Consider the following 23,919-nt stretch of genomic DNA (forward strand, 5'->3'; position numbering starts at 1 on the left):
AGTCTAGCGTCCGCCGCGGCGGCGCCCCGACCTCGCCCGCCCCTCGGACGGGGCGGGGAGGAGGGGCCAGCAGGTCCTCAGGACGTCAGGCCCCGGATGTCGAGCAGGCGCTGGAGCAGCCCGTTGACGAAGCGCGGCGAGTCGTCGGTCGAGAGCACCTCGGCGATCTTGGTGTACTCGCCGATGATCGCCCCGCGACCGGCGCTCTCCTCGCCGTACAGCACCTCGGCGCTGCCCAGGCGCAGGATCGCGCGGTCCACGGCGGGCATGCGGTGCAGCGGCCAGTCCCGCGAGTGGGTCTCGAGGTCCTCGTCGATGTCGGTCGCATAGGGCGCGTACAGCTCGACGAGGTCGCGCGAGCGCACCGGCAGCGGGGTCTGCGCGGCGGTGATCCGCTGCCGGTCCCGGAGCACGTCGAGGACGTCACGGCGCTGGGCGTCGGCCTCGAAGAGCACGTCCAGCGCGCGGATCCGGTCGCGCGAGCGCGCGCCGAGACGATCCGCGGGCGCGGGGATCGTGCGCTCGAACTCGATCTCCCCCTCCATCACCGGGAGCGGGAGGCCGGGTCCCTTGGGGGCCGGGGCCCCCTCGGGGCGGGGGGCATCGGTCACTTGACGCGCTCGATGTAGTCGCCGGAGCGGGTGTCGACCTTGACCTTGTCGCCCTGGTTGAGGAACAGGGGCACCTGGATCTCGCGGCCGGTCTCCAGGCGCGCGGGCTTGGTACCGCCGCTGCTGCGGTCGCCCTGCAGGCCCGGCTCGGTGAACTCGATGGTCAGCACGACCGAGGCCGGGAGCTCAACGAAGAGCGCCTCGCCCTCGTGGAAGGCGATGATGACGTCCTGGCCCTCGAGCATGAAGTCCTTGGCGTCGGCCACGGTCTCGCCGGAGACGTTGGTCTGCTCCCAGTTGCTGGGGTCCATGAAGACGTACATCTCGCCGTCGAGGTACGAGTACTGCATGTCGCGGCGGTCGACGGTGGCGGTCTCCACCTTGACGCCGGCGTTGAAGGTCTTGTCGACGGTCTTGCCGGACAGGACGTTCTTCAGCTTGGTGCGCACGAAGGCCGGGCCCTTGCCGGGCTTGACGTGCTGGAACTCGACCACGCTCCACAGGCCGTTGTCCTGCTTGAGGACCATTCCGTTCTTGAGGTCGTTCGTCGTCGCCATGGGTCTCCTCGGAAGTCGTCGGGGCGTCCCAAGGATACCGTCACGCCGCCCCGCTCCCCCGGGGCTCCCGGTGGATCAGCGCTCGGAGGTGAGGTCGATCATGCTGAGCAGTCGCTCGGCGAGCGGGTGCGCGGCGGACTCCTCCCGCCACCCTCCGGTCTGCACGGCGCGGGAGACGGTCTGCTGCGTGACGCCGAGGCGCTCGGCGAGCTGAGCCTGCGTGGCCGTCGGATCCTCGCGCAGGGCTCGCACCGCCCGCCACTGACCGCGGTTGCGGGTGCGGACCATCCAGCCGATCAGGCGCAGCACGGCCTCGGCGTCCTCGGCGGTGCCGGCCTGGCGCGGATCGGCGGCGCGGACGGCGACGGGCACGGTGGAGGTGACCTCCGCGGCCCGGAGGGCCTCGGCCGCGGCGGAGGCCGCTCCCCCGGTGAGCTCCCGCACGGAGGCGGGCAGCGGCGCGGGCACCGTCCCGATCCCGAGGCCGACGGCGAAGCCGCCCGTCTCGAAGGTCCGCAGCAGGACCTCGAGGGCGATCTCGGAGCGCGGGGCCAGGGCGAGGACGTGCCATCCGGCGGTGCGCTCGGCCGGCAGGGCGAGCGGCAGCGGGGCGAGGGCCGCGAGCAGCGCGGGGACCGGGTCCTCGCCGCCGCGGCGACGGAGCGCCCGGGTCGCGGTCAGGGACAGCAGGTGCATGGCGGCCTCCTCCGGCACGGACGGCGCTCTGCCGCTGTGCCGGACGATACAGCGGAAACCCGCTGAGCTCTCCAGGACGCGCCGGGCCGATCAGGCGAGCTCGATGAGCTCCATGTACGAGGCGTTCCAGAGGTCCTCGACCGCGTCGGGCATGAGCAGCACCCGCTCCGGGGAGAGCGCCTCGACGGCGCCCGGATCGTGGGAGACCAGGATGACGGCCCCTTCGAAGGCGGACAGCGCCCCGAGGATCTCGGCGCGGCTGGCGGGGTCGAGGTTGTTCGTCGGCTCGTCCAGCAGCAGCACGTTCGCGCTGGAGACGACGAGGGTCGCGAGCGCCAGGCGCGTCTTCTCGCCGCCGGAGAGCACGCCGGCCGGCTTGTGCACGTCCTCGCCGGTGAAGAGGAAGGAGCCCAGGATCTTGCGCGCCTCGACCTCGGGCAGCTCATAGGCCGCGGTCATCATGTTCTCGAGCACGGTGCGCTCGAGGTCGAGGGTGTCGTGCTCCTGCGCGTAGTAGCCGACGCGCAGCCCGTGCCCGGGGAGGATCTCCCCCGTGTCGGACTCGTCGGCGCCGGCGAGGATCCGCAGCAGGGTGGTCTTGCCCGCGCCGTTCAGACCGAGGATCACGACCCGAGAGCCGCGGTCGATCGCGAGGTCGACGTCCGTGAAGATCTCGAGGCTGCCGTAGGACTTCGAGAGTCCCTTCGCCATGAGCGGGGTCTTGCCGCACGCGGCGGGCTTGGGGAAGCGGAGCGAGGCGACTTTGTCGCTGCGGCGCTCCTCCTCGACCCCGTCGAGCATCCGCTCGGCGCGCTTGAGCATGTTCTGGGCGGCGACGGCCTTGGTGGCCTTCGCCCGCATCTTCTCGGCCTGGGCGGTGAGGGCGCTGGCCTTCTTCTCGGCGTTGCTGCGCTCGCGCCGGCGCCGCTTCTCGTCGTCCTCGCGCTGGCGCAGGTACTGCTTCCAACCCATGTTGTAGATGTCGATGACCTGGCGGTTCGCATCGAGGTAGAAGACCTTGTTGACCACCTGCTCGACGAGCATCACGTCGTGGCTGATGATGATCAGCCCGCCGCGGTAGGTCATCAGGTACTCGCGCAGCCACACGATCGAGTCGGCGTCGAGGTGGTTGGTCGGCTCGTCGAGGATCATCGTCGTCGCCTGCGAGAACAGGATGCGGGCGAGCTCGACGCGACGGCGCTGGCCGCCGGAGAGGGTGCCCAGCGGCTGCTCGAGGAGACGGTTGGGGATGCCGAGGTTCGCCGCCATGCGCTTCGCCTCCGCCTCGGCCGCGTAGCCGCCCGCGGCGTCGAGCTCCGCCTCGAGGCGGGGATAGCGGTTCATCGCCTTCTCGCGCTTGGCCTCGGAGAGGGACATGTCCCCCATCTCCTCCTCGGCACGGCGCAACCGGCGCAGCACGTCGTCGAGACCCCGCGCGGAGAGGATGCGGTGCAGCACCGGCTCGGTGTCGTCGCCGGAGTGGGTGTCCTGCGGGAGGTAGCCCAGCTCCCCGCTCACCTCGACGCTCCCCTCGGTGGGCTGCAGGGTCCCCGAGAGCACCTTCGTGAGCGTGGTCTTCCCGGCGCCATTGCGGCCCACCAGCCCGACGCGGTCACCGTCGGTGATCTGGAAGGACACCCCGCTCATGAGCAGTCGGGCGCCGACGCGGACGGCGAGGTCGTGCACGGTGATCACGGCGGGTACTCCTAGCGAGCGGGGGCGGCCCGGAGGAGGGCCGGATCGAGTCTAGGGCCGGGGCGTCGCGGGGTCCCGCGGATTCCTGCCGACGGTGCCACGGACCACAGCGGATCCCGCGACCCGGCGCGCTCCGGGATGTCATCCTGGGTCCGTGGCCGTGACCACGGCCACGGAGGCTCAGCAGAGAGGCTGGACATGCGCATCGGGGTGCCCCGCGAGGTCAAGAACAACGAGAACCGGGTGGGTCTGGGGGCCGCCGGCGTCCACGAGCTCGCGGTGCGCGGGCACGAGGTCCTCGTCGAGACCGGAGCCGGTCTCGGCTCGCGCGTGAGCGACGAGGACTATGTCGCGGCGGGCGCGAGGATCCTGCCGACGGCCGACGAGGTCTGGGAGCAGGCCGAGATGATCGTCAAGGTGAAGGAGCCGCTCCCCGAGGAGTACGGGCGCCTGCGGAGGGGCCAGATCCTCTTCACCTACCTGCATCTGGCGGCGGATCGCGGGCTCACCGAGGCCCTGCTCACCTCCGGCACCACCGCGATCGCCTACGAGACGGTGCAGCTGCCGGATCGCTCCCTGCCGCTGCTGGCCCCGATGAGCGCGATCGCGGGCCGTCTCGCGGCACAGGTCGGCGCGTACCACCTGATGGCTCCGCTCGGCGGCTCGGGCGTGCTGATGGGCGGCGTCCCCGGCACCTCCGAGGCGAACGTGCTGGTCGTGGGCGGCGGTGTGGTCGGCGAGCAGGCCGCGATGATGGCGCACGGACTGCACGCGAACGTCACCGTGATGGATCTGAACGTCGCGCGGCTGGGCCAGATCGCGACGATGCACCACGGCGGGATCCTCACCCGCTACTCGACGACCCTCGACCTCGCCGAGCAGGTCGAGCGGGCCGACGTGGTGGTCGGCTCGGTGCTGATCCCGGGCAAGCGCGCCCCGAAGCTCGTGACCGACGAGATGGTGTCCCGGATGAAGCCGGGCTCCGTCCTCGTGGACGTCGCGATCGACCAGGGCGGCTGCTTCGAGAACTCCCGGCCGACCACGCATTCCGATCCGACCTTCCGCGTGCACGACGCGGTGTACTACTGCGTCGCGAACATGCCCGGCTCGGTCCCGGTCACCGCGACCGCGGCGCTCAACAACGCGACGCTGCCCTACATCCTTCGTCTGGCCGCCTCGGGCTGGCGGGACGCGCTGCGGGCCGACGGCGCTCTCGCCCTGGGCCTGCACACCCACGAGGGTGCGCTCACCCATGCGGGCACCGCCGAGGCGCACGAGCTGGAGCTCACGGAGGCGACCGCGGTCATCGGCTGACCCAAAGCGGAGGCTCCGCTGCCCCGCCCCCGCCCAAGGGGCTCCGCGGCCCCGCCCCCGCCCAAGGGGCTCCGCGGCCCCGCCCCGCCGCAGAAATGCCACAGACTTGGGGGAATTCTTCGCGAATTCCCCCAAGTCTGTGGCATGACCCGCCGGTCACCGCGCGCGGGGGCGGGGAGGGCGGCTCAGAGGTTGAAGCCGATGGCGCGCAGCTGCTCGCGGCCGTCCTCGGTGATCTTCTCCATGCCCCACGGCGGCATCCACACCCAGTTGATGCGGTGGGACTCCGTGATGGGATCCAGTGCCGCGAAGGTCTGCTCCTCGAGCAGATCGGTCAGCGGGCAGGCGGCGGAGGTCAGGGTCATATCGATGACGGCGCTGCCGTTCTCGACGGTGATGCCGTAGACGAGTCCGAGGTCGACGACGTTGATCCCGAGCTCGGGGTCGATCACGTCCTTCATGGCCTCGGTGACGTCCTCGACGGTGACCGTCGAGGCCGGGGTCTGCTGGTCGGTCATGGGTCCTCCCGGTGGGGTGCGAGCGCTCGGCCCGCGGCGTGGGATGGGCTCCGTCGGTCCGGACGCGGCGGTCCGGACCGACGGACGGGGGTCAGCTGTCGGCGCCGACGAGGAAGCGGTCGTAGCCCTCGGCCTCGAGACGCTCGGCGAGCTCGGGGCCGCCCTGCTCGGCGATCTTGCCGTTCACGAAGACGTGGACGAAGTCCGGCTTCACGTAGTTGAGGATGCGGGTGTAGTGGGTGATCAGCATGATGCCCACCTCGGTGTTCTCCTTCGCGCGGTTGACGCCCTCGGAGACGATGCGCAGCGCGTCCACGTCGAGGCCGGAGTCGGTCTCGTCGAGGATCGCGATGGAGGGCTTGAGCAGCTGCATCTGCAGGATCTCGTGGCGCTTCTTCTCGCCGCCGGAGAAGCCCTCGTTGACGTTTCGCTCGGCGAAGACCGGGTCCATCTTGAGGTCGTCCATGGCGCCCTTGACGTCCTTGATCCAGGTGCGCAGGGCAGGGGCCTCGCCGTCGACCGCGGTCTTGGCGGTGCGCAGGAAGTTCGAGACGGTCACGCCGGGGACCTCGACGGGGTACTGCATGGCGAGGAAGAGACCCGCACGGGCGCGCTCGTCGACGCTCATCTCGAGCAGGTCCTCGCCGTCGAGGAGGACCTCGCCGGAGGTGATCTCGTACTTGGGGTGGCCGGCGATGGCGTAGGCGAGGGTGGACTTGCCCGAGCCGTTGGGGCCCATGATCGCGTGGGTCTCGCCGCCCTTGATGGTCAGGTCGACGCCCTTGAGGATCTCCTTGGTGCCCTCAGGGGTCTCGACGGTGGCGTGGAGGTTCTTGATCTCCAGGATCGACATGTGGGGTTCTCCTTGACCAGGAAGCTGGTGACTACGTGGGGGCTGGGGTCGGGCGCCGCGGGGCACCCGGAGGATCAGGTGGCGGGGGCGGCGGTCGGATCCACGAGGATCGCGCCGGTGCTCTCGTCGATGCGCACGGGGAAGACCCGCACGGGCCGGACGGCCGGGAGCTGCAGGGGACGACCGGTGACGAGGTCGAACTGGCTGCCGTGCTTCCAGCACTCGATGGTGCATCCCTCGACGTCGCCGTCGCTCAGCGCGATCTCGTCGTGCGAGCAGAGGTCCTCGAGGGCGTGGACGCCGCCGTCCTCGTCGCGCACCAGCGCGATCTCGATGCCGCCGGCGACGACGTCCATCGCCTCACCGGGGTCGAGGTCGGCGAGGGCGGCGACGGGGACGAAGGCGTCCGACATTAGTTCATGCTCCGGGCGAGCTCGTCCTCGATCGCGGCCGAGAGGCGCTCGCGCACCTCGGGGACGTCGATCTGCTGGATGATCTCCGCGAAGAAGCCGCGCACCACGAGGCGACGGGCCTCGACCTCGGAGATGCCGCGAGCGCGCAGGTAGAACAGCTGTTCGTCGTCGAAACGACCGGTCGCCGCGGCATGGCCGGCGCCCTCGATCTCGCCGGTCTCGATCTCCAGGTTCGGCACCGAGTCGGCGCGCGCCCCCTCGGTGAGCACCAGGTTGCGGTTCAGCTCGTAGGTGTTCGTCCCCTCGGCCGACTTGCGGATCAGCACGTCGCCGACCCATACGGACCGCGCGCCCTTGCCCTGCAGCGCACCCTTGTAGGCGACGTTGGAGGTGCAGTTCGGGGCGCTGTGATCGATGAAGAGCCGGTTCTCGAAGAACTGGCCCTCATCGGAGAAGTACAGGCCGAGCTTCTCGATCTCGCCGCCGGGGGCGGCGTACTCGCCGATCGCGTTCAGGCGCACCGCGCCGCCGCCGAGGGTGACCGCGACGTGCTTCAGGCGGGCATCGCGTCCCACACGGGCGTGGTGCTGTGCAATGTGCACGGCGTCGTCGTCCCAGTCGTGGACCGAGATGACCGTCATCTGCGCGTTGTCGCCGACGACGATCTCGACGTTCTGCGCGTACTGCGCGGAGCCGGTGTGGTTCAGGACCACGATCGAGGAGGAGGACTCCTCTGCCTCGAGCACCAGGTGGGCGTTGCCGCGCCGCTCGGCGCCGCGCCCGGTGATGTCGACGCGGAACGGCGTGTCGTACGCGGCGTTCTTCGCGGCCACGAGGTGCAGTGCCTGCTCGGTGCGGGCCGAGGCGACGGCGGAGGTGCGGTCCTCGGGCACCAGGACGGTGCCGCGCGGCGCCTGACCGGGGGCCAGGACTCCCGGCTCCGGGGCGCCCTCGGGGACGCTCACCGCGTAGTCGACGGCGAAATCGCCCTCGCGATCGTCGGTGGCGACGTCCTCGAAGAGCGGCGCGAAGCGGCGCAGCGGGGAGAAGCGCCACTCCTCGACGTCGCTGCGGGGCACGGCGTGGTCGGCGACCTCGAAGGAGCGCAGCCGAGCCCCGCGGTTCGCCGCGGCGTGCGCGGCGGACAGCCCCTGGCCCGGGAGGGAGAGGTTCTCCGCCTCCAGCTCGGGGGCGGCCGTGGTGTCGGTGCCCTCGAGGGCGGTTCCGACGGCGACGGGGGCAGCCCCCGCCGCATGGCCGACGGCCTCGTTCGCGGTGGGGTCCCCGGCGCTCTCGGGGCCCTTCACATCGGTGACATCGGTCGAGGTCATCAGCCGACTGCTCCTTCCATCTGCAGCTCGATCAGGCGGTTCAGCTCGAGGGCGTACTCCATCGGGAGCTCGCGGGCGATGGGCTCGATGAAGCCGCGCACGATCATCGCCATCGCCTCGGTCTCCTCCATGCCGCGGCTCATCAGGTAGAAGAGCTGCTCCTCGGAGACCTTGGAGACGGTGGCCTCATGGCCCATCTGGACGTCGTCGACGCGCACGTCGACGTAGGGGTAGGTGTCGGTGCGCGAGATGGTGTCCACCAGCAGCGCGTCGCACAGCACGGTCGAGGCGGAGTGCTCGGCACCGGGCATGACCTGGACCAGGCCGCGGTAGGAGCTGCGGCCGCCGCCGCGCGAGACCGACTTCGAGACGATCGAGCTCGAGGTGTGCGGCGCCATGTGCACCATCTTCGAGCCGGTGTCCTGGTTCTGGCCCTCGCCCGCGAAGGCGACGGAGAGGGTCTCCCCGCGGGCGTGCTCGCCCATCAGCCACACGGCCGGGTACTTCATGGTGACCTTCGAGCCGATGTTGCCGTCGACCCACTCCATGACGCCGCCCTGCTCTACGGTGGTGCGCTTGGTGACCAGGTTGTAGACGTTGTTCGACCAGTTCTGGATGGTCGTGTAGCGGACGCGGGCGTCCTTCTTCACGACGATCTCGACGACGGCGCTGTGCAGCGAGTCGGACTTGTAGATCGGCGCGGTGCAGCCCTCGACGTAGTGCACGTACGAGCCCTCGTCGGCGATGATCAGCGTGCGCTCGAACTGGCCCATGTTCTCGGTGTTGATCCGGAAGTAGGCCTGCAGCGGGATCTCCACGTGCACGCCCTTGGGGACGTAGACGAAGGACCCGCCGGACCACACGGCGGTGTTCAGTGCCGAGAACTTGTTGTCTCCCGAGGGGATGACGGTGCCGAAGTATTCCCGGAACAGCTCCGGGTGCTCCTTGAGCGCGGTGTCGGTGTCCAGGAAGATGACGCCCTGCTCCTCCAGGTCCTCACGGATCTGGTGGTAGACGACCTCGGACTCGTACTGCGCGGCGACACCGGCGACGAGGCGCTGCTTCTCCGCCTCGGGGATGCCCAGGCGGTCGTAGGTCTCGCGGATGTCCTCGGGCAGGTCCTCCCAGGAGGTGGCCTGCTTCTCGGTGGAGCGGACGAAGTACTTGATGTCGTCGAAGGCGATCCCGGAGAGATCCGGGCCCCAGGTCGGCATCGGCTTCTTCTCGAAGAGCTTCAGCGCCTTCAGGCGGCGCTCGAGCATCCACTCGGGCTCGCTCTTGCGGGCGGAGATGTCGCGCACGACGTCCTCGGACAGACCGCGGCGCGCGCTGGCCCCGGCCGAGTCCTCGTCGTGCCATCCGAAGGCGTAGTTGCCGATGGAGTCGATGATCTCGTCCTGTGTGAGCTTTTCTGGTGCGCTCGTCATGATGTCCTTCCCTCGGTGAGCGGAATGTGAGTCGTGCAGACGTGGGCGCCCTGGGCCAGGGTGGCCAGGCGCTGGACGGGGGCCCCGATGATGCGGGAGATGAGCTCGGACTCGGCCTCGCACAGCTCGGGATGGTCGGCCGCGACGTCAAGGACGGGGCAGCGGCCGTGGCAGAGCTGGGCCGTGACGAGCGTACGCGGGATCTCCCCCGGACGTCCGCCGGCGGTCGGCAGCGGGACATGCAGCGGGCGCACCGTGGTGGCGTATCCGCGGTCGGTGAGCAGCTCGGCGAGCAGCTCGATCCTCCGCGAGCGGGAGACCGTCTCCCCCGCCGCCTCCCGGCGCTCGACCTCAGCGGAGAGCGCGATCTCCCAGTCGGCGATCCGGCGGGCGGCGAGCTCGGCGATCGCGTCCTCGCCGCCGCGGCGGGCGAGCTCGGCGACCGCGAGGACGGCGAGCTCGTCGTAGCCCCCGGGGAGCTTCTCGTGCCCCGCCTTGGACAGCACGAACGTCTTCGACGGACGACCACGCCCGCGATGGGCGACCGGGACCTCGTGCTCCTCGATCACCCCGTCAGCCTCGAGGAGAGCGAGGTGCCGACGCACGGCGGCGCTGGTGAGCTCGAAGCGCTCGGCCAGCTGGCGGGCGGTGATCGGCCCGTGCGCGGAGATCGCGTCGATCAACCGATCCCGGGTGGCGTGCGGCCCGGCGGGCTCCTGCTGGGGAGTCGTCATGTCCTCGGCGCCTCCTCCGTCTCGACCGTCGGCGACCCCACCGATTTTACAACATGACGCTTTCCAAAACCCTGCCCACCCATGTGCCACGAACCACCCAGGGCGCCCTTACCCGGAGGTGACGCGTCTTGCCCCCAACTGCTACGCATTTCAATTATATTGGGAAAAGTCCGCGGATGCGGGCCCGCCCCGCGCACCGCGCCGTCGAGCACCGGAGGGAACCATGAACAGCACCGAGAGCCGACCAGAGCACCAGGCCGCCGCACCCGAGAACGGCGAGGAGCATTCGACGCGAGGCGCCTACGTGAGCGCGGGAAAGGCCTTCGACCGCGACATGACCTACATCGACGACCGGATCACGCGCGACGGCCGCGACGGCTGGCCGGTAGAGGCCGGTCGCTACCGGCTGATCGCCGCCCGCGCCTGCCCCTGGGCGAATCGCACCCTCATCTCCCGTCGGCTCCTGGGCCTCGAGGACGTGATCTCCGTCGGCATGCCCGGTCCCACGCACGACAAGCGCTCCTGGACCTTCGATCTCGATCCCGGCGGCGTCGACCCGGTGCTCGGCTACGAGCGCCTGCAGCAGGCCTACTTCGCCCGCTTCTCCGACTACCCGCGCGGGATCACCGTCCCCGCCGTCGTCGACGTGCCCTCCCGGGCCGTCGTCACCAACGACTTCCAGCGCATCACCCTCGACTTCGCGACCGAGTGGACCGAGCACCACCGCGAGGGCGCTCCCGACCTCTACCCGGAGCCGCTGCGCGAGGAGATCGACGCGCTGAACGCGTGGATGCTCCACCGCGTCAACAACGGCGTGTACAAGGTGGGCTTCGCCGGCTCGCAGGAGGACTACGAGCGCGAGTACGCCCTCCTGTGGGAGGCGCTGGACGAGCTCGAGGAGCGCCTCGGGCGCAGCCGCTACCTCCTGGGCCCCTCGATCACCGAGGCGGACGTGCGCCTCTTCCCCACCCTGATCCGCTTCGATCCCGTCTACCACGGGCACTTCAAGGCCAACCGGCAGACCCTCGCCTCCATGCCGAACCTGTGGAACTACACCAGGGACCTCTTCCAGACCCCCGGCTTCGGCGACACCGTCGACTTCGAGCAGATCAAGCGGCACTACTACTACGTGCACGAGGACCTCAACCCCACGCAGATCGTGCCGCTCGGCCCGGCGCTCGAGCCGCTGATGGCGCCCCACGATCGCGATCGCCTCGAGACCGACACCTGGGGGCCGGGAGGCACCGCCCCCGAGCCGCCGCTCGCGGCCGAGGTCGTCGATCCCGCGCACACGCCCCTGCACGTCGCCGGTCGCTGAGCCGCCGACCGACGACGGGGGCCTAGCATGGGCGGCGCCATGACCGACCATTCCCCCGCCCTCGTCGTCGAAGGCCTCGCGCTCTCCTTCGGCCCCGTCCGCGCCCTCGACGGGGTCGACCTCGTCGCCCGGCACGGGCGGGTCACCGCCCTCCTCGGCCCCAACGGTGCCGGCAAGACGACCACCATCTCCTGTGCGACGGGCCTGCTGCGGCCCGCGGGCGGGACCGTGCGGGTGCTCGGGGTCGACCCCTGGCGCTCCACCGCCGAGCACCGCGCGCAGGTCGGCGTGATGATCCAGGACGGCGGGCTCACCTCCGGGGCACGCGCCCTCTCACTGCTGCGCTACGGGGCCTCGCTGCACTCCCACCCCCTCGACGTCGACGAGGTCGCGGAGTACCTGGGGATCACCGACTTCGCGGACACCCTCGTGCGCCGCCTCTCGGGCGGTCAGCGCCAGCGGCTCGCCCTCGCGCTCGCGATCATCGGGCGGCCCCGCCTCGTCTTCCTCGACGAACCGACGGCGGGCATGGACCCCGAGGTCCGTCGTCGGGTGCGCACCCTCGTGCGCGGCCTCGCCCAGCAGGGCACCGCCGTGGTCCTCACCACCCATCTGATGGAGGACGTGGTGGGGTTGGCCGACGAGGTGTGCGTGATCGCGCGGGGCCGCACGGTGGCCGCCGGGACGGTCGCGGAGGTGATCGAGGACCATCGCGGCTGCGGTGCCGACGGGTCGGTCACCGCCCGGCTGAGCGCCATCGCCCCCGCCGCCCGGGCGAGCCTCGAGAAGGATCTCCGCGCGCTCGCCGCGCGCCACGGCGCGCACCTCGAGCTGGGCGCCGCCGGGGCGGCGGACCTCGAAGCGGTGCTCCTCGACCTGACATCCGCCGCGCCCACGACGGAGGAGATCCGATGACCGCCCCCGACCTCTCCGCCGACTCCCGGGCGGGCGATCCCGCCGCCTCGACCTCCGAGGCCGCGTCGGACGCCCCGTCCTCCGCCCCGGCACCGGCCCCGAGACACCGCAGGATCCTCGCCCATGCGCGTCTGGAGGCGCGCACCCTGCTGACGAACGGCGAACAGCTGATGGTCGCCCTCGCCGTCCCGGCCTTCGTGCTGATCGGTCTGCGGCTGCTGCCCGTCGGCCGGCTCGACGGCGTCGCCCCGATCGACACCGCAGTCGCCGCGACCCTCGCGACGGCGCTGGTCTCGACGTCCTTCACCTCCCAGGCGATCCAGACCGGCTTCGACCGCCGCAACGGCGTGCTGCGCTGGGTCGCCACCACCCCGCTCGGGCGGGACGGCTATCTCGCCGGGAAGGTGCTGGCGACCCTGCTGGTGCACGTGCTGCAGGGAGCAGTGCTCGGCCTGCTCGCCCTGGCCCTGGGCTGGCGTCCGGAGCTGTGGGGACTGGTCGCGGCCCTCCCGGTGTGGCTGGTCGGCACAGTGGCCTTCGGCGCCCTCGGCCTGCTGCTCGCGGGTCGACTGCGCACCGAGGGCGTGCTCGCCGCCTCGAACCTCGTCTTCGTGCTGTTCGTCGTGGGGGGCATCTCCTTCCCGGTCACGCAGTACCCCCGTTTCCTGCGCGGGCTCGTCGACCTGCTCCCCTCAGGAGCTCTCGGCGAGCTGCTGCGCGCCTGCCTCGCGGGCTCCCCGTTCTCGATCGGCTCCGTGCTCGTGCTGGCGATCTGGGCCGTGGGCGCGAGCCTCGCGGTGATCCGCTGGTTCCGCTGGACCGACGCCTGAGGGCTCGTCCGACGTGCCCCGGGTCACCGCGCGGGGCACAGCAGATCCTCGGGCGGGCTCCCTAGAATCGAGGGCATGCCCTCCGCCCCCGTCGCCCCCGCGGCTGCCGCGCGCGCTCCCGAGCGCCACGGCAGCGTGACCACCCTTCCCGACGCCCGGCTGGACTGGGGGCCGCGGCGCCGAGCCCGTCTCGCCCAGGTCGTGTTCTGGGGGAACCTGATCAGCCAGATGGGCATCATCCTCTCGGGCGGAGCGGTGCGGCTGACGGGCAGCGGGCTGGGTTGCTCGACCTGGCCCAACTGCGAGCCGGGCACCTTCACGCCCGAGCTGACCCTCGAGTCCGGGATCCATCCCTTCGTCGAGTTCGGGAACCGGATGCTGACCGGCGTGCTGTGCGTCTTCGCCGCGGCGCTGCTGCTGGTGACCTGGCGGTGGCTGTCCCACAAGGGCGTCGGCTTCCGTCGCCTGGCCTGGGTGCCGCTGCTCGGCACGATCCTGCAGGCGCTGATCGGCATGGTGGTGGTCTTCGCCGACCTCCACCCCGGTGTGGTCAGCCCGCACTTCCTGATCTCCCCCGTGCTGGCGGCGACCTCGATGGTGCTGCTCGTCCGGCTCTACGACGGGGACGGTCCCGTGCGCCGGGCCGTGCCCCGTGCAGCGGTGTGGATCTACGTCCCCCTCGCCGCGGTGGGCTTCCTGGTGCTGGTCCTCGGCACGATCGTGACCGGCACCGGGCCGCATTCGGGCGATTCCGGGGAGGTCACCCGGATCATGCTCGACCCGGTGCTGATCTCTCGGGTTCATGCGCTCTCGGTCTACCTGTTCTGCGCCCTCCTGATCGCCCTGCTCGTGGTCCTCGTCCGCACCGGAGCCCGCCGCGAGGCCCGGGTCGCCGCGTGGTGGCTGCTGGGCATGACCTTGATCCAGGGCGTCATCGGCTATGTCCAGTACTTCACCGGACTCCCCGAATCGGTGGTCTTCCTGCACCTGATCGGGGCCGCCCTCTTCGGTGCCGCCATCGCCTGGGTCGGGGCACGGCTCGTCACCTGGCAGGAGGAGCCGGCATGATCCTCGGTCGCCGCCGCCGCTCCTCCACCGCCGAGCTGCCCACCCTCGAGCAGGCCCGGCCCGCCGGCGAGTTCGTGGCCTCGGTGCTCTCGCACCTGCGGGATACCGTCGAGGTCGGGTGGAACCTGCTCGAGGTCGACGCCGAGGCGCATCGCCTGATCCGCGAGGCGGGGGCGATGAGCTGCTATCTCGACTATCACCCGGCCTTCGGCGCCTCGCCCTTCGGGTACGTCATCTGCACCTCGCTCAACGACGGCGTGCTGCACGGACGCCCCTACGACCGGGTGGTCGAGGACGGCGACCTGCTCTCCCTCGATTTCGCGGTCTCGCTCGAGGGCTGGGTCGCCGACTCCTGCCTGACGATCCCCGTCGGCACCCCGCGGGAGGAGGACCTCCAGCTCATCCGGGACACCGAGCAGGTGATGTGGGCCGGGATCGACCAGGTCACCGCCGGGGCGACCGTGGGCGACATCGGAAACGCGGTCATGCACCGGGCCCACGCGCTGGGCTACACGATCAACGACCGCTTCGGTGGGCACGGCGTGGGCCGCACGATGCACGAGGCACCGTTCGTCCCGAACCACGGCACCCCCGGCTCGGGCGCCGAGCTGGTCGCGGGGCAGCTGATCACGGTCGAGCCCTTCCTCGTCCCGACCACCTCGGAGCTCCGGGTCGACGAGCGCGACGGCTGGACCCAGCTCTCCGCCGACGGGTCCCGCGGTGCGCACGCCGAGCACACCCTGCAGGTCACCGACGGGGCGCCGGTCGTGCTCACCGCCCGGGCGGACGACCCCTCCCCTCGCAGCTCGCTCGGCTGAGCACGGCGCGCAGGGTCGCAGCGATCCCGTCGGCGTCGAGGCCCTGAGCGGACAGGATCTGGTCGCGCTTGGCATGGGCGATGAACTCCCCCGCGACGCCCAGGGTGCGCACCACCGGAGCGGGATGCGCGAGGGTCGCGCGGGACTGGAGCCGCACGGCGAGAGCCGCGCCGACGCCGCGCTCGGCGAGGCCGTCCTCGAGGGTGACGACGGCGCGGGCACGACCGGCGAGGTCCACGAGAGGGTCCGAGAGCGGCAGGGCCTGCACGGGATCGATCACCAGGACGTTGAGGTCCTTGCGCTCGGCGAGCAGTTCCTCCGCGGCCTGGATGGCGCGGGGTGCGAGGGCGCCGATGCTGACCAGCAGCAGGTCGATCGGCGCCTCGTGGTCGCCGGCGAGCACGTCACCCGCGGGGATCCGCGTGCGGGCCGGCAGGGCGGGCGGGCAGGCGCCCTTGGGGAAGCGGATGATCGAGGCTCCCGGAGAGTCGAGCGCGGCGGGGACCGCCTCCTCGAGTCGCTCGGCATCGCGCGGCGCCCACAGCGACAGACCGGGGACCTGCGTCGCGAGAGCGAGGTCCCAGATGCCGTGATGGCTGGGGCCGTCGTCCCCGGTCACCCCGGCGCGATCGAGGGTGAGCACGACGTCCTCGTGGTGCAGGGCGAGGTCCAGGAGCAGCTGGTCGTGGGCACGATTGAGGAAGGTCGCATAGAGGGCGACGAGCGGTCGGCGCCCGCCGGCCGAGAGGCCCGCAGCGGTGTCGAGGGCGAGCTGCTCGGCGATGCCGACGTCGAGGACGCGTTCGGGCATCTCCCGCTGCATCGGGGTGAGGCCCACGGGGTCGATCATCGCCGCGCTGAGGGCGACCACGCGCTCGTCGGCGCGAGCGGCGTCGAGCACCGCTCGTCCCAACCGGGCGGTCCAGGTGTCCGCGGCCGCAGCGGCTTCCTCCTGGTCCTCGAGGGCGAAGGGGCCGGTGGAGTGCCACTGGTCGACGAGGTCGGACTCGGCGCGGGCGAAGCCGGCGCCCTTGCGGGTCACGACGTGGACCAGCACACCGGCGCGGTCCTCGGCCTCGGCCAGCATCCGGGCGCGGGTGAACGCCTGTGCGAGCGCTCCGAGGTCATGACCGTCCACGGGGCCGACGTAGCCCAGCCCGAGGGCGGTGAACACGTCCTCGCCCGGGGCGACGTCACCCGCGCGGAGCGCCGCGAGATGAGTGGCGAGACCTCCGACGGTCGGAGCATAGGAGCGCGTGTTGTCGTTCAGGACCACGACGGTGCGGGAGCCGCGGTCCGTGGCGAGCTCGTTGAGCGCCTCGAGTCCGACACCGCCCGTGAGCGCCCCGTCGCCGATCACGGCGACCGTCACCTCGTCCGCCCCGGCGAGCCGGTGAGCGCGGTCGAGACCGTGAGCCCAGGCGATCGACCCCGAGGCGTGGGAGTTCTCGACCACGTCATGCGGGGATTCGGCGCGGTCCGGATAGCCCGAGACGCCCCCCGCGCTGCGCAGGCCGGCGAGGTCGGCACGACCGGTGAGCATCTTGTGCACGTAGGCCTGATGACCGGTGTCGAAGACGATCGGCTCGGCCGGTGAGCGGAACTCGCGGTGGAGGGCGATCGTCAGCTCGACCACGCCGAGGTTCGGGCCCAGGTGCCCTCCGGTGCGCGAGCAGATCTCGAGCAGGCGGCGACGGAGGGTGCGGGCGAGACCGGGGAGCCGATCGACGGGGAGCCGACGGAGCTCCTCCGGGTCCGACGGGATCGGCACGTCGACGGGTTCCGCAGTGGCCGACGACGGCGGTGTCGTCCGGGGGCGCGGAAGTCCGGTGAGGGAGCGCTGCTGGGTGGTGGGCACGCGCGGTCCTCTCTGGGGTGCGGGGGGCGGGACTCCCTCAGAGTACGTCGTGCTGACCAGGATCGACGGCCGACATGGTCACATCTGTGCACATCTTCACCGGGGTTTCACGGACACCGCCCAGCGTCTGCAATGGCGTGCAGATCGGGTGATCAGGGGTGCTCGTGCGGGACGCTGGAGACCCGCGCGGACCCGTCCACGACGGCGGCGCCCCGCCCGGCGTTTGCCGGACGGGGCGCCGTCCCTCGCAGGACGTCGATCAGGCTGTCAAACTCTGCCTGATCTCCTACCGCTCGTCCCTCGCAGTACGTCGATCAGGCCGGAAACTACTGCCTGATCTCCTACCGCTCGTCCCTCGCAGTACGTCGATCAGGCCGGAACCTACTGCCTGATCTCCTACCGCTCGTCCCTCGCAGTACGTCGATCAGGCGACGAGCGAGCGGAGGACGTACTGCAGGATGCCGCCGTTGCGGAAGTAGTCCGCCTCACCGGGGGTGTCGATGCGGACCACCGCGTCGAACTCCACGACCGAACCGTCCTCCTTGGTCGCGGTGACGGCCACGGTCTTCGGGGTCGAGCCCTCGTTCAGCGCGGTGACGCCCGTGATGTCGAAGGTCTCGGTCCCGTCGAGCCCGAGCGAGTCGGCGCTCTCCCCCGCCGGGAACTGCAGCGGCAGCACGCCCATGCCGATGAGGTTCGAGCGGTGGATGCGCTCGTAGCTCTCGGTGATGACGGCCTTGACGCCCAGGAGCTTGGTGCCCTTGGCGGCCCAGTCGCGCGAGGAGCCGGTGCCGTACTCCTTGCCGGCCAGCACGACCAACGGGATGTCCTCCGCCGCGTACGCCTGCGCCGCGTCGTAGATGAACTCCTGCTCGCCGGTCAGGAAGTTCTTCGTGTACCCGCCCTCGACACCGTCGAGCAGCTGGTTCTTGATGCGGATGTTTGCGAAGGTGCCGCGGATCATCACCTCGTGGTTGCCGCGTCGCGACCCGTAGGAGTTGAAGTCCTTGCGGGCCACCCCGTGCTCCTGCAGGTACTTCCCGGCCGGGGAGTCGAGCTTGATGGAGCCCGCGGGCGAGATGTGGTCCGTGGTGGTCGAGTCGCCGAGCTTGGCGAGCACCCGCGCGCCGCGGATGTCCTCGACCGGCTCGGGGGTCTGGCCCATGCCCTCGAAGTACGGGGGCTTGCGCACGTAGGTGGACTCGGCATCCCAGTCGAAGGTCGCGCCCTCGGGGGTGTCCAGGCCGCGCCAGCGCTCGTCACCGGTGAAGACGTCCTGGTAGTCGGCGGAGAACATCTCCTGGGTGATGTTCTCGCCGATCACGCGCTCGACGTCGGTCGGGTTCGGCCAGATGTCGCGCAGGTAGACGTCCTGGCCGTCCTTGTCGGTGCCCAGCGGGTCGTTCTCGAAGTCGAAGTCCATCGTGCCCGCGAGCGCGTAGGCGATGACCAGCGGCGGGGACGCCAGGTAGTTCATCTTCACGTCGGGGTTGATGCGGCCCTCGAAGTTGCGGTTGCCCGAGAGCACCGCGGTGACCGCGAGGTCCTTCTCGGCGATGGCCTCGGAGATCTCCGCATCCAGCGGGCCGGAGTTGCCGATGCAGGTGGTGCAGCCGTAGCCCACCAGGTGGAAGCCGAGCTGCTCGAGGGCGGGCCACAGGCCGGCCTTCGTGTAGTAGTTCGTGACGACCTGCGAGCCGGGGGCCATGGAGGTCTTGACCCACGGCTTGGCCGCGAGGCCGCGGTCCACGGCGTTCTGGGCCAGCAGGCCGGCGGCCATCATCACCGAGGGGTTCGAGGTGTTGGTGCAGGAGGTGATCGAGGCGATCGAGACGATGCCGTGGTCGATCTCGAAGTCCCTGCCCTTGACCTGGACGGGGTTCGAGGCGCGGCCGACGACGTGATGGTGCTCGGGGGCGCCGCCGCCGGACTCGTTGTCGGATTCGGGGGTGGCCGGGTCGGAGGCCGGGAAGGAGCCGTCGCCGTCCGCCTCGACCGGGTGGTCGGTCGCGTAGGACGGCAGAACCTCGCGGAAGGACTCCTTCGCCTCGGTGAGGACGATGCGGTCCTGGGGGCGCTTGGGGCCGGCGATCGAGGGGACCACGGTGGAGAGGTCCAGCTCGAGGTACTCGGAGTAGGCGACCTCGACGCTCGGGTCGTGCCAGAGGCCCTGGCGCTTGGCGTAGGACTCGACGAGCGCGAGCTGCTCCTCGGAGCGGCCGGTGAGGCGGAGGTAGTCGACGGTCACGTCGTCGATCGGGAAGATCGCGCAGGTCGAGCCGAACTCCGGGCTCATGTTGCCGATGGTCGCGCGGTTCGCGAGCGGGACCTGGGAGACGCCCTCGCCGTAGAACTCGACGAACTTGCCGACCACGCCCTGCTGGCGGAGCATCTCGGTGATGGTGAGCACCACGTCGGTCGCGGTCGCCGCGGCGGGGATCTCGCCGGTGAGCTTGAAGCCGACCACCTTGGGGATCAGCATCGACACGGGCTGGCCCAGCATCGCGGCCTCCGCCTCGATGCCGCCGACGCCCCAGCCGAGCACGCCCAGGCCGTTGACCATGGTGGTGTGGGAGTCGGTGCCGACGCAGGAGTCCGGGTACGCCCGCAGGACCGGCGCCTTCCCGTCGACGGACACCTCACGGGTCATCACGGTCCGGGCCAGGTACTCGATGTTGACCTGGTGGACGATGCCGGTGCCCGGGGGGACGACCTTGAAGTCGTCGAAGGCGGTCTGGCCCCAGCGCAGGAACTGGTAGCGCTCGCGGTTGCGCTCGTACTCGAGCTCCATGTTCTTCTCGAGCGCGTCTAGGCGGCCGGCGACGTCGATCATGACGGAGTGGTCGATGACCATCTCGGCAGGGGCGAGCGGGTTGATCTTCTCGGGGTCGCCGCCGAGGTCCTCCATCGCCTCGCGCATGGTGGCGAGGTCGACGACGCAGGGCACGCCGGTGAAGTCCTGCATGATCACGCGGGCCGGGGTGAACTGGATCTCCGTCGCGGGCTCGGCGGAGGGATCCCACGAGGCCAGGGCGCGGACGTGATCGGCAGTGATGTTCGCGCCGTCCTCGGTGCGCAGCAGGTTCTCGAGCAGGACCTTGAGGCTGTAGGGAAGCTTCTCGGCGCCCGGCACGGCGTCGAGGGCGAAGATCTCGTAGTCGGTCCCGCCGACGGCGAGCTGCTGCTTCGCGTGGAACGAGTCGATGGTGCTCATGGAAGAACTCCTCGGTTGATGGGCGACCCCCTCATCGTAGGCGCGCGCACCGACGGCGGCAGGCGAACGCGCCGACCGCCGATCCGGACGAGTGTGCAGGTGAGGTGGTGGTCCGCAGGGGTGACCCCGGCAGATATCTTGAAGTCAAGATAAATTCTACCACGGATCGGGGCCTCCAGCTGACAGGTCGTCAGCTCGGCCCGGGGCGGGTCGGCCGCCTGCCCAGACCGGTTCAGACCCGCTCGAGGACCGCGACCGACTCGATGTGGTGCGTGTGCGGGAAGAGGTCGAAGGCCCGCAGCTCGGTGAGGCCCCAACCCTTCTTCTCGATCGCGGCGAGGTCCCGGGCGAGGGTGGAGGGCTCGCAGGACACGTAGACGATCCGCTGCCGCACCACCGCGGCGAGCAGGTCCATCAGCTCGAGCCCCGCGCCGTTGCGCGGCGGATCCAGGACCACCACGTCGACCCCGCCGCGTCGGGCGCGCACCCAGTCGGTGACGTCGGCCGTGCCGGTCGACACCTGCGGGAGGTCCTGGAGGTTCTCCGCGGCGAGCTGAGAGGCCCGTCGGTTCCCCTCGACGGAGACGACGGTGCCGTCCCGCCCCACCTGCTCGGCGGCGACGGCGGCGAACAGCCCCACCCCGCCGTAGAGGTCCCAGGCGCTGCCGCCGCGCGGTGCGCGCAGCGCCGTCGAGACGGCCTCGCTGAGCAGCTCGGCGGCCCGGCGATGGGACTGCCAGAACCCGGTCGCCGAGACCGCGAACAGCCGATCGCCGACGCGCTCGCGCACCATGCCGTCACCGCGAAGCGGGACGAGCCCGCGAGAGGTCCGCACGGACACGTCCACATCGCCCCACTCCTCGGGGACGCGGATCGTCGCCGGGTCCAGGTCCCGGCCCACCAGCACCACCGAGGCGGGGCCGACCGAGGGGGCGACCGCGTCGATGGCCTCCACGCCCTCCGGCGCCGTCCAGGTTCCGAGGTCGAGATCGCGGATCGCGCGGGCCGCGAGCGGGTTAGCCCCGAGCGGGTGCACGTCGTGGGAGCGCCAGCCGCGCATCCCCACGTGCCCCTGCTCGTCGACCGCGAAGCGCATGCGCGTGCGCCAGCCGAGTCCGTCCATGTCGTGGGTGGCCGGCTCGACCTGCACCTCCTCGATGGGATAGCTGCTCACCCCGGCGCGGCGCAGGAGCTCCTGCATGACCTCGCTCGCGATGCGGCGCTGCGCGGGCAGGGCGATGTGGGACCACTCGGCACCGCCGATCCCCTCGGCGGAGGCCTCCTCCCACACCGTCGGGACGCGATCGACCCCGGGCTCGAGGACCTCGACCGCCTCGGCGCGCCAGAAGCGCGCATCGGGCTTCTCGGCCGGATCGTCGAGGAGGCGCGCGATCACCGTCTCCCCCGGTGCGGTCCCGCGCACGAACACGACCCGGCCTTCATGCCGGGCCACGAAGGTGCCCCCGGCGGCGGGCGCACCGACGGAGAGGGTGAGGAGTCGTCCGTCCGGCGCCGGGCCGCTCGCGTCGCGTTCGGGGTCCGTGCTCATCGGTCCACTCCCTCTCCGCCCGCGCTGGACGTCGCGGGACCGGCTCCGGTCGATCAGGTGGCTGCTCCGCTGGAATCTGACAGCGGTCATGTCGGCGACCAGTGTCCCACCACCGCGGGCGTCGCGGGGACATCCGGCGCCCGGCGCGTCCGCTCAGCCCGCGTCGGCGGCCGCGCGCCGCGCGAGCAGCGCCCGGTGGAGCAGCCACACCAGGTAGGCGATGACGGCGAAGGCCGGGAGCCCCATGACCAGCTTGGCGACGCCGAGCGCGGCGACCTGGCCGGTGAGGAGCAGCGGGACCTGCACCGCGAGCTTGGCGACGTAGAGCCCGAGGAAGAGCAGCGTCGCCCGGGTGTAGACGCGGCGCGCGTCGGGGTCCTCGGCCCAGTCCTGCACCCGCGGGTCCAGCGCTCCGACCACGAGACCCACGAGAGGCCGCCGAGCGAGCAGCGAGACCAGCAGCACGAGCACGGAGACGGCGTTGATCGCGATCCCCGGGGCGTAGAAGTCGGTGCCGTCGCCCGAGCGGATGGCGAGGACGGCGCCGAGGGCGACCCCGAGCAGACCGCCGAGCACCGTGGCCGGGCTCTGCCGCTGGACCAGGCGCACCACGAGCAGCACGGCCACGACCCCGACCGCGGCCAGGGCGGCGGCCATCACCGAACGGGTCACCAGATACAGCACGAGGAAGACGAGGGTCGGCAGGACCGACTCGGCGACGCCGCGCGGCCCGCCGATCGCCTGGGCGACCGAGAACTCCTCCTGTCGCAGCACGCCGCCGAGGCCCGTGCTCGGGGCCGACGAGCCCTCCGCCGACGGCTCCGGCGCGGGAGTCGCCCCGGGGTGCTGCGGCTCGGTGCCGGGGGCGCTCATCCGACCTCGGTGATCTCGGGGCCGCGGGCCAGCGGGTCGAGCGGGCCCTCGGCGATCTGGGCGAGGCCGGGACGCTGGCCGGGAAGGTGCAGGGGGATCAGTTCCTGGGGGGCCATCGCCTCGGTGCCGCGCACGACGACCAGGCGGGAGATCAGGGTCTCGAAGCGCTCGGCCTGGGCGCGGTCACCGAGGGCCTTCCCGGTGAGGATCGCGCGCAGGAACCAGCGCGGACCGTCGACGCCGAGGAAGCGCGCCGGGCGGTAGCCGGTGCGTCCGTCAGCGCGCTTGACGGGCAGGCGGGTGATCAGCTCGGTGCCGAACACGCCGGGACGGGTCTCGGCGGTGCCGCCCTGCTTGACCACGGAGTCGCGCAGCGAGGTGCGCACCTCGTCCCACAGTCCGCGGGACTTGGGGGCGGCGAAGGCCTGGACCTGGAGGGAGGATCCCTCGATCACGAGGTTCGCGCCGGTGACGTTGCCGCTGCGCTGGTCGACCTCCATGCGCAGTTCCATCCCGTCGATGGTGGGGACGAGCAGCGCTCCGAGGTCGATCCGGTCCTCCTCGGGGGCGTCGTGGGCGTCGAAGGGCCCCGCGTCGAGGTGGTCCGGTCGCTCGACGGTGTCGTCGCCGTCGGCGGGTCGGTCCGCGCCCGAGGACCGGGTCTCGCCCTCGGTGTCGGCCTCCTCGCCCGGCGTCCCGGGGTCGTCGGTGTCCAGCGCGTCCAGGCCCTCGATCTCCTCGACCTCGGCCTTCTTCCTGCGGGAGAACAGTCCCATCCTCATCCCTCCTGCTGCTGTTCGCGGTCGGACACGGCGGCGGCGAGCCCACCGCTCGAGCCGAAGCCCGCCTGCGCCCGGTCCGTCTCGTCCAGGTCCTCAACGTCCTCGAGCACGGGGGCGAGGAAGGGCACCACGACCAGCTGGGCGATGCGATCCCCGACCCGCAGCGCGACCGACTGCTCGAGGTCCGTGTTGTGCAGGGCCACCTTGACGGGCCCGCGATACCCGGCGTCCACGACGCCGGGGCCGTTGAGCACCGTGACGCCGTGCTTCGCCGCGAGCCCGGAGCGCGGGCAGACGAGGCCGACCGTGCCGGCCGGGAGCGCGATGGCCAGGCCGGTGTCGACCAGGGCGCGACCTCCGGGCGGGATCACGACGTCCTCGGCGCTCGCGAGATCGAGGCCGGCGTCGTCGTGATGGGCGCGATGGGGCAGTGGAGTCCCGGGGGCGCGACGGACCCGCAGGGTCGTGCCGCGCGGATCCGGGGAGCCGGGGGCTGAGGGCATCTCGGGCATGGGGTCCAGGGTAGGCGCTGGGACGACCGGTGC

The 23,919-nt window shown here is 71.4% G+C and carries 22 protein-coding genes; 6 read left to right on the forward strand and 16 right to left on the reverse strand.

The annotated features are described in order from the left end of the window. Nucleotides 1-77: 77 nt before the first annotated feature. From ACZCAH_RS03440 to ACZCAH_RS03455, 4 genes are all read right to left on the reverse strand, one after another. Entirely contained in the window at nucleotides 78-611 is a 534-nt protein-coding gene (locus tag ACZCAH_RS03440; RefSeq protein WP_464339723.1) for a transcription antitermination protein NusB, read from the reverse strand. Then, the gene (gene efp / locus ACZCAH_RS03445) at nucleotides 608-1,168 is read right to left on the reverse strand and encodes an elongation factor P (RefSeq protein WP_329746820.1); all 561 of its coding nucleotides are present in this window, start codon (nucleotides 1,166-1,168) and stop codon (nucleotides 608-610) included. The genes ACZCAH_RS03440 and efp overlap by 4 nt, the downstream gene beginning before the upstream one ends. Before the next feature lie 75 nt (nucleotides 1,169-1,243). Beyond that, a complete protein-coding gene (locus ACZCAH_RS03450; RefSeq protein ID WP_464339724.1) occupies nucleotides 1,244-1,864 on the reverse strand; it encodes a MarR family transcriptional regulator in 621 nt (206 codons plus the stop codon). 90 nt (nucleotides 1,865-1,954) lie between these two features. Then, nucleotides 1,955-3,559 (reverse strand): ABC-F family ATP-binding cassette domain-containing protein, encoded by a 1,605-nt coding sequence (locus ACZCAH_RS03455; RefSeq protein ID WP_464339725.1) that lies wholly within the window; start codon nucleotides 3,557-3,559, stop codon nucleotides 1,955-1,957. A gap of 198 nt (nucleotides 3,560-3,757) precedes the next feature. Here ACZCAH_RS03455 and ald point away from each other — a divergent pair, with 198 nt between their 5' ends. Next, nucleotides 3,758-4,873, forward strand: coding sequence for an alanine dehydrogenase (gene ald / locus ACZCAH_RS03460; RefSeq protein ID WP_464339726.1), 1,116 nt, complete (start codon nucleotides 3,758-3,760; stop codon nucleotides 4,871-4,873). A gap of 185 nt (nucleotides 4,874-5,058) precedes the next feature. Here the strand turns inward: ald and ACZCAH_RS03465 are convergent, their stop codons facing one another. The 6 genes from ACZCAH_RS03465 to ACZCAH_RS03490 all read right to left on the reverse strand — a co-directional run bounded on the left by ACZCAH_RS03465 (nucleotide 5,059) and on the right by ACZCAH_RS03490 (nucleotide 10,149). Further along, nucleotides 5,059-5,391 (reverse strand): metal-sulfur cluster assembly factor, encoded by a 333-nt coding sequence (locus ACZCAH_RS03465; RefSeq protein WP_329746824.1) that lies wholly within the window; start codon nucleotides 5,389-5,391, stop codon nucleotides 5,059-5,061. 91 nt (nucleotides 5,392-5,482) lie between these two features. Then, nucleotides 5,483-6,244 carry a Fe-S cluster assembly ATPase SufC gene (gene sufC / locus ACZCAH_RS03470; RefSeq protein ID WP_464339727.1) on the reverse strand — a complete coding sequence of 254 codons (762 nt, stop codon included), beginning with the start codon at nucleotides 6,242-6,244 and terminating at the stop codon, nucleotides 5,483-5,485. A 74-nt stretch (nucleotides 6,245-6,318) separates the two neighbouring features. Next, nucleotides 6,319-6,657: a non-heme iron oxygenase ferredoxin subunit gene (locus ACZCAH_RS03475; protein ID WP_464339728.1), complete on the reverse strand. Its 339-nt coding sequence runs from the start codon at nucleotides 6,655-6,657 to the stop codon at nucleotides 6,319-6,321. Beyond that, the gene (gene sufD / locus ACZCAH_RS03480) at nucleotides 6,657-7,988 is read right to left on the reverse strand and encodes a Fe-S cluster assembly protein SufD (RefSeq protein ID WP_464339729.1); all 1,332 of its coding nucleotides are present in this window, start codon (nucleotides 7,986-7,988) and stop codon (nucleotides 6,657-6,659) included. Before sufD ends, ACZCAH_RS03475 begins: the two co-directional genes overlap by 1 nt. Further along, entirely contained in the window at nucleotides 7,988-9,415 is a 1,428-nt protein-coding gene (sufB, locus tag ACZCAH_RS03485; protein WP_464339730.1) for a Fe-S cluster assembly protein SufB, read from the reverse strand. The genes sufD and sufB overlap by 1 nt, the downstream gene beginning before the upstream one ends. Then, the gene (locus ACZCAH_RS03490; protein WP_464339731.1) at nucleotides 9,412-10,149 is read right to left on the reverse strand and encodes a helix-turn-helix transcriptional regulator; all 738 of its coding nucleotides are present in this window, start codon (nucleotides 10,147-10,149) and stop codon (nucleotides 9,412-9,414) included. The genes sufB and ACZCAH_RS03490 overlap by 4 nt, the downstream gene beginning before the upstream one ends. A 223-nt stretch (nucleotides 10,150-10,372) precedes the next feature. On the opposite strand from ACZCAH_RS03490, the gene ACZCAH_RS03495 reads away from it, so the two are divergent. From ACZCAH_RS03495 to map, 5 genes are all read left to right on the forward strand, one after another. Next, entirely contained in the window at nucleotides 10,373-11,467 is a 1,095-nt protein-coding gene (locus ACZCAH_RS03495) for a glutathione S-transferase family protein (protein WP_464339732.1), read from the forward strand. 39 nt (nucleotides 11,468-11,506) lie between these two features. Next, the gene (locus ACZCAH_RS03500; protein ID WP_464339733.1) at nucleotides 11,507-12,382 is read left to right on the forward strand and encodes an ABC transporter ATP-binding protein; all 876 of its coding nucleotides are present in this window, start codon (nucleotides 11,507-11,509) and stop codon (nucleotides 12,380-12,382) included. Then, complete coding sequence (locus tag ACZCAH_RS03505) at nucleotides 12,379-13,212, forward strand: ABC transporter permease (protein WP_464339734.1); 834 nt, start codon at nucleotides 12,379-12,381, stop codon at nucleotides 13,210-13,212. The genes ACZCAH_RS03500 and ACZCAH_RS03505 overlap by 4 nt, the downstream gene beginning before the upstream one ends. Nucleotides 13,213-13,287: 75 nt before the next feature. Beyond that, complete coding sequence (locus tag ACZCAH_RS03510) at nucleotides 13,288-14,280, forward strand: COX15/CtaA family protein (protein WP_464339735.1); 993 nt, start codon at nucleotides 13,288-13,290, stop codon at nucleotides 14,278-14,280. Continuing rightward, complete coding sequence (gene map / locus ACZCAH_RS03515; RefSeq protein WP_464339736.1) at nucleotides 14,277-15,098, forward strand: type I methionyl aminopeptidase; 822 nt, start codon at nucleotides 14,277-14,279, stop codon at nucleotides 15,096-15,098. The genes ACZCAH_RS03510 and map overlap by 4 nt, the downstream gene beginning before the upstream one ends. Here map and ACZCAH_RS03520 read toward each other — a convergent pair. From ACZCAH_RS03520 to dut, 6 genes are all read right to left on the reverse strand, one after another. Next, complete coding sequence (locus ACZCAH_RS03520) at nucleotides 15,052-16,956, reverse strand: 1-deoxy-D-xylulose-5-phosphate synthase (protein WP_464339737.1); 1,905 nt, start codon at nucleotides 16,954-16,956, stop codon at nucleotides 15,052-15,054. The genes map and ACZCAH_RS03520 overlap by 47 nt on opposite strands. Before the next feature lie 424 nt (nucleotides 16,957-17,380). Continuing rightward, nucleotides 17,381-20,170: an aconitate hydratase AcnA gene (gene acnA / locus ACZCAH_RS03525; protein ID WP_464339738.1), complete on the reverse strand. Its 2,790-nt coding sequence runs from the start codon at nucleotides 20,168-20,170 to the stop codon at nucleotides 17,381-17,383. A 232-nt stretch (nucleotides 20,171-20,402) separates the two neighbouring features. Further along, nucleotides 20,403-21,719 (reverse strand): class I SAM-dependent RNA methyltransferase, encoded by a 1,317-nt coding sequence (locus ACZCAH_RS03530; protein ID WP_464339739.1) that lies wholly within the window; start codon nucleotides 21,717-21,719, stop codon nucleotides 20,403-20,405. 153 nt (nucleotides 21,720-21,872) lie between these two features. Continuing rightward, nucleotides 21,873-22,592: a DUF3159 domain-containing protein gene (locus tag ACZCAH_RS03535; protein WP_464339740.1), complete on the reverse strand. Its 720-nt coding sequence runs from the start codon at nucleotides 22,590-22,592 to the stop codon at nucleotides 21,873-21,875. Continuing rightward, entirely contained in the window at nucleotides 22,589-23,368 is a 780-nt protein-coding gene (locus tag ACZCAH_RS03540) for a DUF3710 domain-containing protein (RefSeq protein ID WP_464339809.1), read from the reverse strand. The genes ACZCAH_RS03535 and ACZCAH_RS03540 overlap by 4 nt, the downstream gene beginning before the upstream one ends. Nucleotides 23,369-23,370: 2 nt before the next feature. Then, the gene (gene dut / locus ACZCAH_RS03545; RefSeq protein WP_464339741.1) at nucleotides 23,371-23,886 is read right to left on the reverse strand and encodes a dUTP diphosphatase; all 516 of its coding nucleotides are present in this window, start codon (nucleotides 23,884-23,886) and stop codon (nucleotides 23,371-23,373) included. Between the last annotated feature and the right edge of the window lie 33 nt (nucleotides 23,887-23,919).

The sequence above is a fragment of the Brachybacterium sp. B718/18 genome (assembly GCF_055454375.1).